Raw genomic sequence first — 11,988 nt, forward strand, 5'->3', positions numbered from 1 at the left:
TCCGGCTGCGGCGCCAGCCGCTGCACCGGCTGCAGCCCAGCCGGCCAAGGCTGAGGGCGGCGCCCGTGTCTTCTCTTCGCCGCTCGCTCGTCGTCTGGCCAAGGACGCCGGTATCGACCTTTCGGCGATCGCCGGTTCGGGTCCGCATGGCCGCGTCATCAAGAAGGACGTCGAAGCTGCCGTCTCCGGTGGCACCGCCAAGCCCGCCGCCGCACCGGCCGCCGGCGCTGCTGCTCCTGCAGCCGCTCCGCTCGCCAAGGGCCCGTCGGACGAAGCCGTTCTCAAGCTGTTCGAGCCGGGTTCCTACGAGCTCGTGCCGCATGACGGCATGCGCAAGACGATCGCCAAGCGTCTCGTCGAATCCAAGCAGACGATCCCGCACTTCTACGTGTCTGTCGATTGCGAACTCGACGCGCTGCTGGCGCTGCGTGCACAGCTCAATGCCGCTGCTCCCGAGCAGGGCGGCAAGCCGGTCTACAAGCTCTCCGTCAACGACATGGTCATCAAGGCCCTGGCGCTGGCACTGCGCGACGTTCCGAACGCGAACGTTTCCTGGACCGAAAGCAACATGGTCAAGCACAAGCACGCTGACGTCGGTGTTGCCGTGTCGATCCCCGGCGGCCTGATCACCCCGATCGTGCGCCAGGCGGACCTGAAGAGCCTGTCGGCCATCTCCAACGAGATGAAGGACCTCGGCCAGCGCGCCAAGGACCGCAAGCTGAAGCCCGAGGAATACCAGGGCGGCACCACTGCCGTCTCGAACATGGGCATGATGGGCGTCAAGAACTTCGCCGCCGTCGTCAACCCGCCGCACGCCACGATCCTCGCGATCGGCGCCGGCGAGGAGCGCGTCGTCGTCAAGAACAAGCAGATGGTCGTCGCCAATGTCATGACCGTCACGCTCTCGACCGACCATCGCGCCGTCGATGGCGCGCTCGGTGCCGAACTGCTCGGTGCCTTCAAGCGCTACATCGAAAACCCGATGGGCATGCTGGTCTGAGTTGGATAAGGACCGGCCTTCGGGCCGGTCCGTTCCTTTTCGCGCAGTCGAAGGCGGGCCCGGACGATGAAAACAGTTCTCTGCTATGGCGACAGTCTGACCTGGGGCTATGATGCTACGGATGGCGGGCGTCATGCGCTTGCCGATCGCTGGCCGAGTGTTCTGCAAAAGGCCTTGGGGCCGGACGTCCAGGTCATTGCCGAAGGGCTGAACGGCCGCACCACCGCCTATGACGATCATCTCGCCGATTGCGACCGCAACGGCGCCAAGGTGCTGCCGACGGTGTTGCACAGCCACGCCCCGCTCGATCTCGTCATTCTGCTGCTCGGCGCCAACGACATGAAGCCGATCATTCACGGGACCGCTTTCGGTGCCGTGCAAGGGATCGAGCGTCTCGTCAGCCTGGTGCGTCGGCATGATTGGCCCGTCGCTGGCGAAGAAGGCCCGGACATCCTGATCGTATCGCCGCCGCAGCTCTGCGAAACGGCCAATGCCGGGTTTGCCGCCATGTTTGCCGGCGGCATCGAACAGTCGGCGATGCTGGCGCCGCTTTACCGTGACCTCGCCGACGAACTCGATTGCGGCTTCTTCGACGCTGGCTCGGTGGCGGAGACCACGCCGCTCGATGGCGTACATCTCGATGCGGAAAATACGCGAGCGATCGGCCGCGGCCTGGAACCGGTCGTGCGGATGATGCTCGGGGTCTGAGCATGGTTGGGGGCGTCACCATACGTCCGGCGGAAAGACGTGAGGCGGCTGAACTCGCCATCCTCGTCGACATCGCGGCGCATGGCTTTGCCTCCTGGCTTTGGTACGGCGCGGTTCAGCATGGGGTGACGGATACGGCGTTCGAGCGCGGCCGTAACAAGCTGCGCGAGGAGCCTGGGCCGGGGAATTGGCGCGATGCGCTGGTTGCCGAGATCGATGACGAAGTTGCCGGACTGTCGGTCGGCTATGGGATTGGGCCGGAAGCGGCCGAGATTGTCGCCAGGCACCCGGTTCTCGAGCCCCTGCTGGCGCTGCAACGGCAGATCGTCGGGCACTGGTTCATCGAGAGCCTCGGCGTCTATCGCCATCAGCGCGGTCGCGGGATCGGCAAGGCGCTCTTGGCAGAGGAATTCGAACGCGCCGGATCGGCGCCGGTGAGCCTGATCACCGAAAGCCACAATGTGAGGGCGCAGGCACTATACAGGGCAAACGGCTTCGGCGAGGCAGCGCGCGTCGAAGCGGTTCCGCTCTTTGAGGAAAGCAAGAAACACGACTGGGTGCTCTTCACCCGCAAAGTCGCTTGAGACAAAGGCAGGAAACACATGGCTGAGAATTACGACGTCATCGTCATCGGTTCGGGTCCGGGGGGCTACATCGCCGCCATTCGTGCGGCGCAGTTGGGTCTCAAGACCGCGGTCGTCGAGCGCGAGCATCTGGCCGGCATCTGCTCCAACTGGGGCTGTATCCCGACCAAGGCACTGCTGCGCTCCGCTGAGGTTCTTCATTATGCCCAGCATCCGGGCGCCTATGGCATCAAGATCGAAGGCACGGTGACGCCGGATCTGAAGGCGATCGTCGCCCGCTCGCGTGGCATTGCCGAGCGCATGAACGGCGGTGTCGGCTTCCTTATGAAGAAGAACAAGGTCGACGTGATCTGGGGCGAGGCCAAGCTGACGAAGCCGGGCGAGATCGTCGTCGGCAAATCGACGAAGCCCGTCGTCCAGCCGCAGGCGCCGCTGCCGAAGAACACCAAGGGCGAGGGCACCTACACCGCCAAGCACATCATTATCGCGACCGGCGCTCGTCCGCGCGCGCTTCCGGGCATCGAGCCTGATGGCAAGCTGATCTGGACCTATTTCGAGGCGATGAAGCCCGAGGAAATGCCGAAGTCGCTGCTGGTCATGGGCTCGGGCGCGATCGGCATCGAATTCGCCTCGTTCTACCGCACCATGGGTGTCGACGTGACGGTCGTTGAAGTCATGCCGAACGTCATGCCGGTCGAAGACGCCGAAATCTCGAACATTGCCAAGAAGCAGTTCGAGAAGCAGGGCATGAAGATCCATCTTCAGGCCAAGGTGACGAAGGTCGAGAAGGCTGCCAACTCGATCACCGCCCATGTCGAGATGAAGGATGGCAAGGTCGAAAAGATCACCGCCGATCGCATGATTTCGGCTGTCGGCGTCCAGGGCAACATCGAGAACCTCGGTCTTGAGACGCTCGGCGTCAAGACCGACCGCGGCTGCATCGTCATCGACGGCTATGGAAAGACCAACGTTCCCGGCGTCTACGCGATCGGCGACGTTGCCGGCCCGCCGATGCTCGCCCACAAGGCCGAGCACGAAGCCGTCATCTGCGTCGAAAAGATCGCCGGCCTGCCGAACGTCCACCCGATGGACAAGCTGAAGATCCCGGGCTGCACCTATTGCCACCCGCAGGTCGCTTCGGTCGGTCTGACGGAAGCCAAGGCCAAGGAACTCGGCCGCGACATCCGCGTCGGCCGCTTCCCCTTCGTTGCCAACGGCAAGGCGATTGCGCTTGGCGAAGACCAGGGCCTGGTCAAGACGATCTTCGACAAGAAGACCGGCGAACTGCTTGGCGCCCACATGGTCGGTGCCGAAGTCACCGAACTGATCCAGGGCTTCGTCGTCGCGATGAACCTCGAGACGACCGAGGAAGACCTGATGCACACGATCTTCCCGCATCCGACGATCTCGGAGACGATGAAGGAAAGCGTGCTCGACGCCTACGGCCGCGCCCTCAACGCCTAAAGGGTGTAGCGACGGAACTTTTCACGCAGCTTCGGCATTGATTACTGCCTCGTTTTCAATGCACGGAGATAACAATGAGCGTGAACGGCGTCGGTATTCTGGCTGCGATCATCATCGGCGGTTTGGCCGGGTGGCTCGCGGAGAGGTTCATGAACAGCGACATGGGGCTGTTCATGAACATACTGCTCGGCATCATCGGCGCGGTGGTGCTGAACTTCATCCTGGCGGCCTTCGGCATGACCTTTGCCGGCTGGGTTGCCTATCTGGTCATCGGCTTCATCGGCGCCTGCCTGCTGATCGCCGTTGGTCGCGCCGTCAAACGATAGCCTGCCGGGCCATCTGCGCTTCCGTCGGGCGTGATATGAAGACGGCCTGACATTTGCCATCGGGCCGTCTATATAGAGCGAAAATGGGTCACCCGGCCTGATGCCGGCCCCGCCGCGACGAGGAAGACAGTATGGTAACGGTATTCGATGCCGTCTCTGATCGGGCGCAACGCGTCCGCCATCCGGAAAAGGCGCACAAGCCCGACACGGAAGTGATGCGCAAGCCGGAGTGGATCCGCGTCAAGGCGCCGATGTCCAAGGGCTATCAGGAGACCCGCGAGCTGGTGCGGTCGCATAAGCTCGTGACCGTGTGCGAAGAAGCCGGCTGCCCGAACATCGGCGAGTGCTGGGACAAGAAGCACGCCACCTTCATGATCATGGGCGAGATCTGTACCCGCGCCTGCGCCTTCTGCAACGTCGCGACCGGCAAGCCGAATGCGCTCGACATGGAAGAGCCGGCCAACATCGCCAAGGCCGTCAAGCAGATGGGCCTCAGCCACGTGGTCATCACCTCGGTCGATCGCGACGACCTGGAAGATGGTGGCGCCGAGCATTTCGAGAAGGTCATCTGGGCGATCCGCGAAGCGTCGCCGTCGACGACCATCGAGATCCTGACGCCGGACTTCCTGAAGAAGCCGGGCGCGCTTGAGCGTGTCGTTGCCGCCAAGCCCGACGTCTTCAACCACAACATGGAAACCGTACCGGGCAACTACCTGACGGTCCGTCCGGGTGCACGCTACTTCCACTCCGTCCGCCTGCTGCAGCGGGTGAAGGAACTGGACCCGACCATGTTCACCAAATCCGGCATCATGGTTGGCCTCGGTGAAGAGCGCAACGAAGTGCTGCAGCTGATGGATGATCTTCGAACCGCTGACGTCGACTTCCTGACGATCGGCCAGTACCTGCAGCCGACCCGCAAGCACCACAAGGTCGAAGCGTTCGTGACGCCTGAGGAGTTCAAGTCCTACGAGACCGTCGCCTACACCAAGGGCTTCCTGATGGTGTCGTCGAGCCCGCTGACGCGCTCCTCGCACCACGCCGGCGACGACTTTGCGCGGCTGCGTGCAGCCCGCGAGAAGAAGCTGGCGGCCGTGGCAGGCTGACAGCCTGGCTGATCAAAAGAAACTCCGGCCCCGCGCCGGAGTTTCACATTGGGTTTCATTCTTCCCGAATTTCGCGGGAGTTCCATGAACCAGCCGTCAAAACCGGCAATCGTCAACTATGTCGATGATGCCGTTGCCGCCGACCGTATTCGCAGTGCCAGGCGTATCCTCGTTGTCGGGTGCTCCGGCGGCGGCAAGTCGACGCTTTCACTGAAGCTCGCCCGTCAGTTCCAGCTAACTTATATTTCGATCGATCGGGATATCCGCTGGTTGCCGGGTTGGGCTGAACGTGACCGGGCGGAGCAGCGCCAGCGCATTGTCGAGAAGATCGCCGCCGATCGCTGGGTCATGGATGGCACCAGTCCGTCTTCATTCGATATCCGGGTGCCAAGAAGCGACATCGTGATCTGGGTGCGCATGCCGCGGCTTGTCTGCATACGCGGCGTCGTTACCCGCTGGCTGAAACACTTCGGCCGCACCCGTCCTGAGATGGCGCCGGGGTGCATCGAAAAGGTCGATTGGGATTTCCTTCAGTTCATCTGGACGTTCGAGCAGAAATTTACGCCGCACATCGTCGCAGGTCTGGCAAAGCACGGCCCCGACGTGCCGGTTCTGCAGTTGAAATCGCGGCGCCAGATGCGCAGGCTCCTTGATCTTCTCGGTTCTCCCGCTTAACTCCCCTTTATGCCGCATTTCGAAACCAACCACGTCGTCAAGCACACCGCAGACCAGATGTTCGATCTCGTTGCCGACGTCGAACAGTATCCGCAGTTTCTGCCGCTCTGCGAGGCGCTGAAAGTACGTTCCCGCAAGGAGCGCGACGGCAAGGTGCTGCTGCTTGCCGACATGACCGTCGGTTACAAGGCAATCCGCGAGACCTTCACGACGCAGGTGCTCTTGAACAAGGCCGAGCGCACCATCGATGTGAAGTACATCGATGGGCCGTTCAAATATCTCGACAACCGCTGGCGCTTCGAGCCTTCGGGCGAGGGGCAGTCGGTCGTGCACTTCGATATCGACTACGAGTTCAAGAGCCGCATTCTCGGCGCCCTGATGGGCACTATGTTCGATCGCGCTTTCCGCATGTTCTCCGACGCCTTCGAAAAGCGCGCCGACAGCATCTATTCGGCCTGAGCGATTTCCGTCAGCATGTCGAGCGCGGTGCGCACGGTTGCGAGCCGGATCTTGCTGCGGCCGATATCGCCGTAACGCATTTCCCGATGCAGCAACGCGCCGTTTCGTCCGGATGCCGCGAGGTGCACCAGGCCGACGGGCTTGTCGGCAGAGCCGCCGCCCGGGCCGGCAATGCCGGTGACGGCGACGGCGAAATCGGCTGCCGAATGCGCGACGGCACCCTGCGCCATCTCGATTGCCGTCTGCCGCGAAACCGCGCCGTGGGCGATAAGTATCGCCGCCTCGACGCCGAGCATCGCCACTTTCGCCTCGTTGGAATAGGTGACGAAACCGCGATCGACGACCACCGACGAGCCGGGAATCTCGGTCAAGGCGCCGGCGATCAGGCCGCCGGTGCAGGATTCGGCGGTCGCGACCTTGAGGCCGCGCGCCGTAAACGCGGCGATGATTTCACCGGCCTTCACTTCGATATCGGCGGGCCACATCACGAAAGGCTCCCATAGACGACGGTCGCCGTGGCGATGGCGGCGATACCTTCGTCGCGACCGACGAAACCGAGGCGTTCGTTGGTCGTTGCCTTGACCGAGCAGCGCTCGAGCGAAATGCCGAGCATGTCTGCGAGGTTCTCGCGCATCGTCAGCCGATGCGGCCCGACTTTTGGCGCTTCGGCGATCAGCGAAACGTCCGCGTTGGTGATGATGCCGCCGCGCTCGCGCACGATCTTGGCCGCATGCTCCAGGAAAATGCGCGACGCCGCGCCCTTCCATTGCGGGTCGGACGGCGGGAAATGATCGCCGATGTCGCCGGCGCCACAGGTGGCGAGCAGCGCATCGGTGAGCGCGTGCAGCGCCACGTCGGCATCGGAATGGCCGGAGAGTTTCTTGGTGTGCGCAATGAAGACGCCGCAGAGCGTGACGCCGTCGCCCTCGACCAGCTGGTGCACGTCGTAGCCGTTGCCCGTGCGCACATCGGGCAGGGCAATGCGCTTGAGTTTCTCGTCGGCCATGGCGATATCCCTTTTCAGCGTAAGCTTGACATTGTCGACAGCGCCTTCGACGAGCACGACCTTGAGGCCGGCCCATTCGGCGATCGACGCGTCGTCGGTGAAATCCGTACGGCCGCTTCTTGCCGCATCCCGGTGGGCGGCAAGAATGGCCTGGAGATCGAAGGTCTGCGGCGTCTGCGCACCATAAAGGCCGTCGCGGGGCACGGTTTCCGTGACCATGCCATCCTTGCCGGCGCGCTTCAGCGTGTCTGCAACGGCGACTGCCGGCAGCACGGCCTTGACGTCTTCACCCAATGCCGCAGCGCAGCGCGACAGCAGTGCGTGATCGGCAAAGGGGCGCACCGCGTCGTGGATCATCACGCGGCGCGCGCCGATGTCGGCCAGGGCCTCAAGGCCGGCGAGCACCGATATCTGCCGGGTGGCGCCGCCATGGACGATGATCACATCGCTGGCCGCAGAGCGCTTGCGTGCGGCGTCGAACAGCGCTTCGTCATCCGGATGAATGACGACGACGATCGGGCCGGCGTCCGGCCATGTCGCGAAAGTGTCAAGCGTATGGGCGATAACGGGGCGGTCGCCGATGGTTCGGTACTGCTTCGGACCCTCGGCCGATTGTCCGGCGCGTTCGCCGCGTCCTGCCGCAACGATAACGACGCCGCACTTGAGCTGTTCTTGAGGCTGCATTTTCTGTATGAGGTCCCGCATTCGCCGATCTTCGCCGTGATGTACCGCGAAGGGTCGTGCTTTGCCAGCCGAGCTGGGAATTTTGCGCGCCGCGCCGAAATCGCTTGGCAAGTCCGAGAACAATGTCTAAAAATAGTGCAGGAACAACATGTGCCTGAAAGATATGCATTTGCCAATTCCGGCTCTTTCGTCTTCGCTCCGCATCGGATCCATCGAATTCCGCAACCGGGTTGCGCTCGCGCCGATGTCCGGCGTCACCGACCTTCCATTCCGGCGGCTTGCCTGGCGCTTCGGCGCGGGTTTCGTCGTGACCGAAATGGTGGCGAGCCGTGAACTGGTCGGTAATGCCCAGGAATCCTGGGCGCGGCTGAAGAACTCCGGGATCAAGCCGCATATCGTCCAGCTCGCGGGCCGCGAGGCCCATTGGATGGCGGAGGCAGCGAAGATCGCCGCCGACAACGGCGCCGACATCATCGACATCAACATGGGCTGCCCGGCAAAGAAAGTGACGGGCGGCTATTCCGGATCGGCGCTGATGCGCGACCCCGATCACGCTTTGTCGCTGGTCGAGGCGACCGTCAACGCCGTCGATGTGCCGGTGACGTTGAAGATGCGGCTCGGCTGGGACGAAAACTCGATCAACGCGCCGCTGATTGCCAGGCGGGCGCAAGAGGCGGGCGTGAAGGCGATCACCGTGCACGGTCGCACGCGCATGCAGTTCTACAACGGCAAGGCGGATTGGGATGCGATCCGGCTGGTTCGCGAGGTCGTCACCGTGCCACTGGTCGCCAATGGTGACGTGGAGACGGTCGCCGACGCCGAGGAGATCCTTCGCCGATCGGGCGCGGACGCCGTCATGGCCGGCCGTTCCTCCCAGGGGCGCCCGTGGCACGTCGGCCTCCTTGCCGGCGCCGTGAAGCATCCATCGCCGGCGGAGGTCGCCGATATCTTTGCGGAGCACTACGAAATGATGCTCGAATTCTATGGCGTCGAGGTTGGTTTGCGGCACGCCCGCAAGCATGTCGCCTGGTACCTCGATCGCGCCGCCCCCGACATGGCGGGAGCAGAGAAGGCGGCAATCCTGACATCGACCGATGCCCGTTTCGTCCGCGACAGGGCCTGCGCGGCGATGCTCGACGCCGCCCCGGGCAAGCCGGAAGGCGAGGCGGTCGCAGAAGGAATTGCCGCATGACCGAGAAACCGAGCATGCCGGATGCCGTCGCCAACGGTCTGTCGATGGCGGTTCTGAACGCCATCCAGAACCCGGTGATCATGGTCGATGCCAAGGGCCTCGTCGCCTTTGCCAACTGGGAGGCCGAATCGTTTTTCGGCGCCAGCGCCAACCACCTGGCGCGCCATGACATCAGCGCCTTCATTCCCTTTGGTAGCCCGCTGCTGACGCTGATCGAGCAGGTGCGCGAGCGCAAGGCGCCGGTCAACGAGTATCGCGTCGACCTGAGTTCGCCGCGCCTTGGCGCCGACAAGCTGGTCGACCTCTATGTCGCCCCTGTACTGTCTGAGCCGGGTGCGGTCGTCGTCGTCTTCCAGGAGCGCTCGATGGCCGACAAGATCGACCGGCAGCTGACGCATCGCGGCGCTGCCCGTTCGGTGACCGGTCTTGCCTCGATGCTGGCGCATGAGATCAAGAACCCGCTTTCGGGCATCCGCGGTGCGGCGCAACTGCTGGAGACTTCGGCGAACGACGAGGATCGCGCGCTGACGCGGTTGATCTGCGACGAGACCGACCGCATCGTTTCGCTGGTCGATCGCATGGAGGTGTTTTCCGACGAGCGCCCCGTCGATCGCGTGCCGCTCAACATCCATTCAGTACTCGACCATGTGAAGGCGATCGCAAAGGCGGGGTTTGCCCGTCACATCAAGTTCGCCGAGCACTACGATCCGTCGCTGCCGCCGGTCTATGCCAACCGCGACCAGCTGGTTCAGGTGTTCCTGAACCTGATCAAGAACGCGGCCGAAGCGATCGGCGAACGCCACGACGGCGAAATCCTGCTGACGACGGCCTACCGGCCGGGCATTCGCCTATCGGTTGCCGGAACGCGCGAGAAGATCTCGCTGCCGCTGGAATTCTGTGTGCACGACAACGGGCCGGGCGTCCCTCAGGACCTGCTGCCGCTCTTGTTTGATCCCTTCATCACCACCAAGACCAACGGTTCCGGCCTGGGTCTCGCTCTGGTTGCCAAGATCATCGGCGGCCACGGCGGGATCGTCGAATGCGACAGCCAGCAGAACCGTACCACCTTCCGCGTGCTGATGCCGGCCTCCAAGGGCCAGGCCGCGGATGACGACGACATGCCGATGACAAAAGGAAACCTTGCATGACCGGTGCCACGATCCTCGTCGCGGATGACGACGCCGCCATTCGCACCGTCCTGAACCAGGCGCTGAGCCGCGCCGGCTACGATGTCCGCATCACCTCCAACGCGGCGACGCTGTGGCGCTGGATTGCGGCGGGCGATGGCGATCTGGTCGTGACCGACGTGGTGATGCCGGACGAAAACGCCTTCGATCTTCTCCCGCGGATCAAGAAGGCGCGCCCCGACCTGCCGGTGCTGGTCATGAGCGCTCAAAACACGTTCATGACGGCGATCAAGGCGTCGGAGAAGGGGGCCTACGACTATCTGCCGAAGCCTTTCGACCTGACCGAACTGATCGGCATCATCGGCCGGGCACTGTCGGAGCCGAAGCGCCGGCCGGCAAAGCTCGACGATGACACTCAGGACGGCATGCCGCTGGTCGGCCGCTCGGCTGCGATGCAGGAAATCTACCGCGTGCTTGCGCGCCTGATGCAGACCGACCTGACGCTGATGATCACCGGCGAGTCCGGTACCGGCAAGGAGCTGGTCGCCCGCGCGCTGCATGATTATGGCAAGCGCCGCAACGGCCCGTTCGTCGCGATCAACATGGCGGCGATCCCGCGCGACCTGATCGAATCGGAGCTCTTCGGCCACGAGAAGGGTGCCTTCACCGGCGCGCAGATGCGCTCGACCGGTCGCTTCGAACAGGCCGAGGGCGGCACGCTCTTCCTCGACGAGATCGGCGACATGCCGATGGATGCGCAGACGCGTCTCCTGCGCGTGTTGCAGCAGGGGGAGTATACGACCGTTGGTGGCCGCACGCCGATCCGCTCCGATGTGCGCATCGTTGCTGCGACCAACAAGGACCTGAAGCAGTCGATCAATCAGGGCCTGTTCCGCGAAGACCTCTATTACCGCCTGAACGTCGTGCCGCTGCGGCTGCCGCCGCTGCGCGACCGGGCAGAAGACATTCCAGACCTCGTGCGCCACTTCGTCCAGCAGGCGGAGAAGGAAGGGCTTGACGTCAAGCGCTTCGACCATGAGGCGTTGGAACTGATGAAGGCACATCCCTGGCCGGGCAATGTGCGCGAACTGGAAAACCTCGTTCGACGCCTGACCGCACTTTATCCACAGGATGTGATCAGCCGCGAAATCATCGAAAACGAGCTTCGCTCCGAGATTCCGGACAGCCCGATCGAGAAGGCGGCGGCGCGCCCCGGCTCGCTGACGATTTCGCAGGCGGTCGAAGAAAACATGCGCCAGTATTTCGCAAGCTTTGGCGAGGCCTTGCCTCCGGCGGGCCTTTACGACCGGGTGCTTGCGGAAATGGAGTATCCGCTGATCCTCGCGGCGCTGACCGCCACCCGCGGCAACCAGATCAAGGCGGCCGATCTGCTCGGCCTCAACCGCAACACGCTGCGCAAGAAGATCCGCGAGCTCGGCGTTTCGGTCTATCGCAGCTCACGCAGCGCTTGACTTGGTCACAGCCACCGTTGCATTTTCGCCACAATGCGTTGCTTGAACGGATAACGGCCGCCGAATCGCGCGTCGTTGCCGTCCTGTTCAATCGATTTGACCCAATCGATCGACGGGGGTGCAGCGCGGCAGCCCAGCTGGGCGGTGAGGTCAACCTTTGACCCGAGAATGCAAGCAAGAGATGCCGC

13 protein-coding genes are annotated in these 11,988 nt (G+C 63.4%); 11 read left to right on the forward strand and 2 right to left on the reverse strand.

What is annotated here, in order from left to right:
- The 8 genes from L981_RS23735 to L981_RS23770 form a co-directional block, all read left to right on the forward strand.
- Window positions 1-1,000: pyruvate dehydrogenase complex dihydrolipoamide acetyltransferase (locus L981_RS23735; RefSeq protein WP_043622035.1), on the forward strand; the 1,000-nt coding region annotated here is incomplete at its 5' end.
- A 66-nt stretch (window positions 1,001-1,066) separates the two neighbouring features.
- Complete coding sequence (locus L981_RS23740) at window positions 1,067-1,708, forward strand: SGNH/GDSL hydrolase family protein (RefSeq protein ID WP_043622038.1); 642 nt, start codon at window positions 1,067-1,069, stop codon at window positions 1,706-1,708.
- A gap of 2 nt (window positions 1,709-1,710) precedes the next feature.
- On the forward strand, window positions 1,711-2,292 hold the full coding sequence (locus L981_RS23745; RefSeq protein WP_043622042.1) for a GNAT family N-acetyltransferase: 582 nt from the start codon (window positions 1,711-1,713) through the stop codon (window positions 2,290-2,292).
- 18 nt (window positions 2,293-2,310) lie between these two features.
- Window positions 2,311-3,756: a dihydrolipoyl dehydrogenase gene (gene lpdA, locus L981_RS23750; RefSeq protein WP_043622043.1), complete on the forward strand. Its 1,446-nt coding sequence runs from the start codon at window positions 2,311-2,313 to the stop codon at window positions 3,754-3,756.
- A 74-nt stretch (window positions 3,757-3,830) separates the two neighbouring features.
- Window positions 3,831-4,082: a GlsB/YeaQ/YmgE family stress response membrane protein gene (locus tag L981_RS23755; RefSeq protein ID WP_043622045.1), complete on the forward strand. Its 252-nt coding sequence runs from the start codon at window positions 3,831-3,833 to the stop codon at window positions 4,080-4,082.
- Window positions 4,083-4,213: 131 nt separating this feature from the next.
- Window positions 4,214-5,185, forward strand: coding sequence for a lipoyl synthase (gene lipA / locus L981_RS23760; RefSeq protein ID WP_043622048.1), 972 nt, complete (start codon window positions 4,214-4,216; stop codon window positions 5,183-5,185).
- 84 nt (window positions 5,186-5,269) lie between these two features.
- A complete protein-coding gene (locus L981_RS23765) occupies window positions 5,270-5,860 on the forward strand; it encodes an ATPase AAA (RefSeq protein ID WP_043622050.1) in 591 nt (196 codons plus the stop codon).
- A gap of 9 nt (window positions 5,861-5,869) precedes the next feature.
- Complete coding sequence (locus tag L981_RS23770) at window positions 5,870-6,319, forward strand: type II toxin-antitoxin system RatA family toxin (protein ID WP_043622054.1); 450 nt, start codon at window positions 5,870-5,872, stop codon at window positions 6,317-6,319.
- Here the strand turns inward: L981_RS23770 and L981_RS23775 are convergent.
- Both L981_RS23775 and L981_RS23780 read right to left on the reverse strand, forming a co-directional pair.
- Complete coding sequence (locus tag L981_RS23775) at window positions 6,307-6,804, reverse strand: CinA family protein (RefSeq protein WP_043622057.1); 498 nt, start codon at window positions 6,802-6,804, stop codon at window positions 6,307-6,309. The genes L981_RS23770 and L981_RS23775 overlap by 13 nt on opposite strands.
- Window positions 6,804-8,009, reverse strand: a complete 1,206-nt coding sequence (locus tag L981_RS23780) for a bifunctional 2-C-methyl-D-erythritol 4-phosphate cytidylyltransferase/2-C-methyl-D-erythritol 2,4-cyclodiphosphate synthase (protein ID WP_371258907.1) — start codon at window positions 8,007-8,009, stop codon at window positions 6,804-6,806. The genes L981_RS23775 and L981_RS23780 overlap by 1 nt, the downstream gene beginning before the upstream one ends.
- Window positions 8,010-8,157: 148 nt before the next feature.
- Between L981_RS23780 and dusB the strand changes: the two genes are divergently transcribed.
- The 3 genes from dusB to ntrC are packed head-to-tail and all read left to right on the forward strand — an operon-like array spanning window position 8,158 to window position 11,800.
- Window positions 8,158-9,201 carry a tRNA dihydrouridine synthase DusB gene (gene dusB / locus L981_RS23785; protein ID WP_043622061.1) on the forward strand — a complete coding sequence of 348 codons (1,044 nt, stop codon included), beginning with the start codon at window positions 8,158-8,160 and terminating at the stop codon, window positions 9,199-9,201.
- Window positions 9,198-10,349: a nitrogen regulation protein NR(II) gene (locus tag L981_RS23790; RefSeq protein WP_034795779.1), complete on the forward strand. Its 1,152-nt coding sequence runs from the start codon at window positions 9,198-9,200 to the stop codon at window positions 10,347-10,349. The genes dusB and L981_RS23790 overlap by 4 nt, the downstream gene beginning before the upstream one ends.
- Window positions 10,346-11,800 carry a nitrogen regulation protein NR(I) gene (ntrC, locus tag L981_RS23795; RefSeq protein ID WP_034795776.1) on the forward strand — a complete coding sequence of 485 codons (1,455 nt, stop codon included), beginning with the start codon at window positions 10,346-10,348 and terminating at the stop codon, window positions 11,798-11,800. The genes L981_RS23790 and ntrC overlap by 4 nt, the downstream gene beginning before the upstream one ends.
- Window positions 11,801-11,988 lie beyond the last annotated feature (188 nt).

Origin of the sequence: Ensifer sp. ZNC0028 (genome assembly GCF_000799055.1) — a bacterium.
GTDB lineage: Bacteria > Pseudomonadota > Alphaproteobacteria > Rhizobiales > Rhizobiaceae > Ensifer.

Coding starts and splice junctions, on each gene's coding strand:
- lipA (WP_043622048.1), top strand. CDS start 4,214: ATGGTAACGGTATTCGATGCCGTCTCTGATCGGGCGCAACGCGTCCGC.
- lpdA (WP_043622043.1), top strand. CDS start 2,311: ATGGCTGAGAATTACGACGTCATCGTCATCGGTTCGGGTCCGGGGGGC.
- L981_RS23765 (WP_043622050.1), top strand. CDS start 5,270: ATGAACCAGCCGTCAAAACCGGCAATCGTCAACTATGTCGATGATGCC.
- ntrC (WP_034795776.1), top strand. CDS start 10,346: ATGACCGGTGCCACGATCCTCGTCGCGGATGACGACGCCGCCATTCGC.
- L981_RS23740 (WP_043622038.1), top strand. CDS start 1,067: ATGAAAACAGTTCTCTGCTATGGCGACAGTCTGACCTGGGGCTATGAT.
- L981_RS23770 (WP_043622054.1), top strand. CDS start 5,870: ATGCCGCATTTCGAAACCAACCACGTCGTCAAGCACACCGCAGACCAG.
- L981_RS23745 (WP_043622042.1), top strand. CDS start 1,711: ATGGTTGGGGGCGTCACCATACGTCCGGCGGAAAGACGTGAGGCGGCT.
- L981_RS23775 (WP_043622057.1), bottom strand. CDS start 6,804: ATGTGGCCCGCCGATATCGAAGTGAAGGCCGGTGAAATCATCGCCGCG.
- dusB (WP_043622061.1), top strand. CDS start 8,158: ATGTGCCTGAAAGATATGCATTTGCCAATTCCGGCTCTTTCGTCTTCG.
- L981_RS23755 (WP_043622045.1), top strand. CDS start 3,831: ATGAGCGTGAACGGCGTCGGTATTCTGGCTGCGATCATCATCGGCGGT.
- L981_RS23790 (WP_034795779.1), top strand. CDS start 9,198: ATGACCGAGAAACCGAGCATGCCGGATGCCGTCGCCAACGGTCTGTCG.
- L981_RS23780 (WP_371258907.1), bottom strand. CDS start 8,009: ATGCAGCCTCAAGAACAGCTCAAGTGCGGCGTCGTTATCGTTGCGGCA.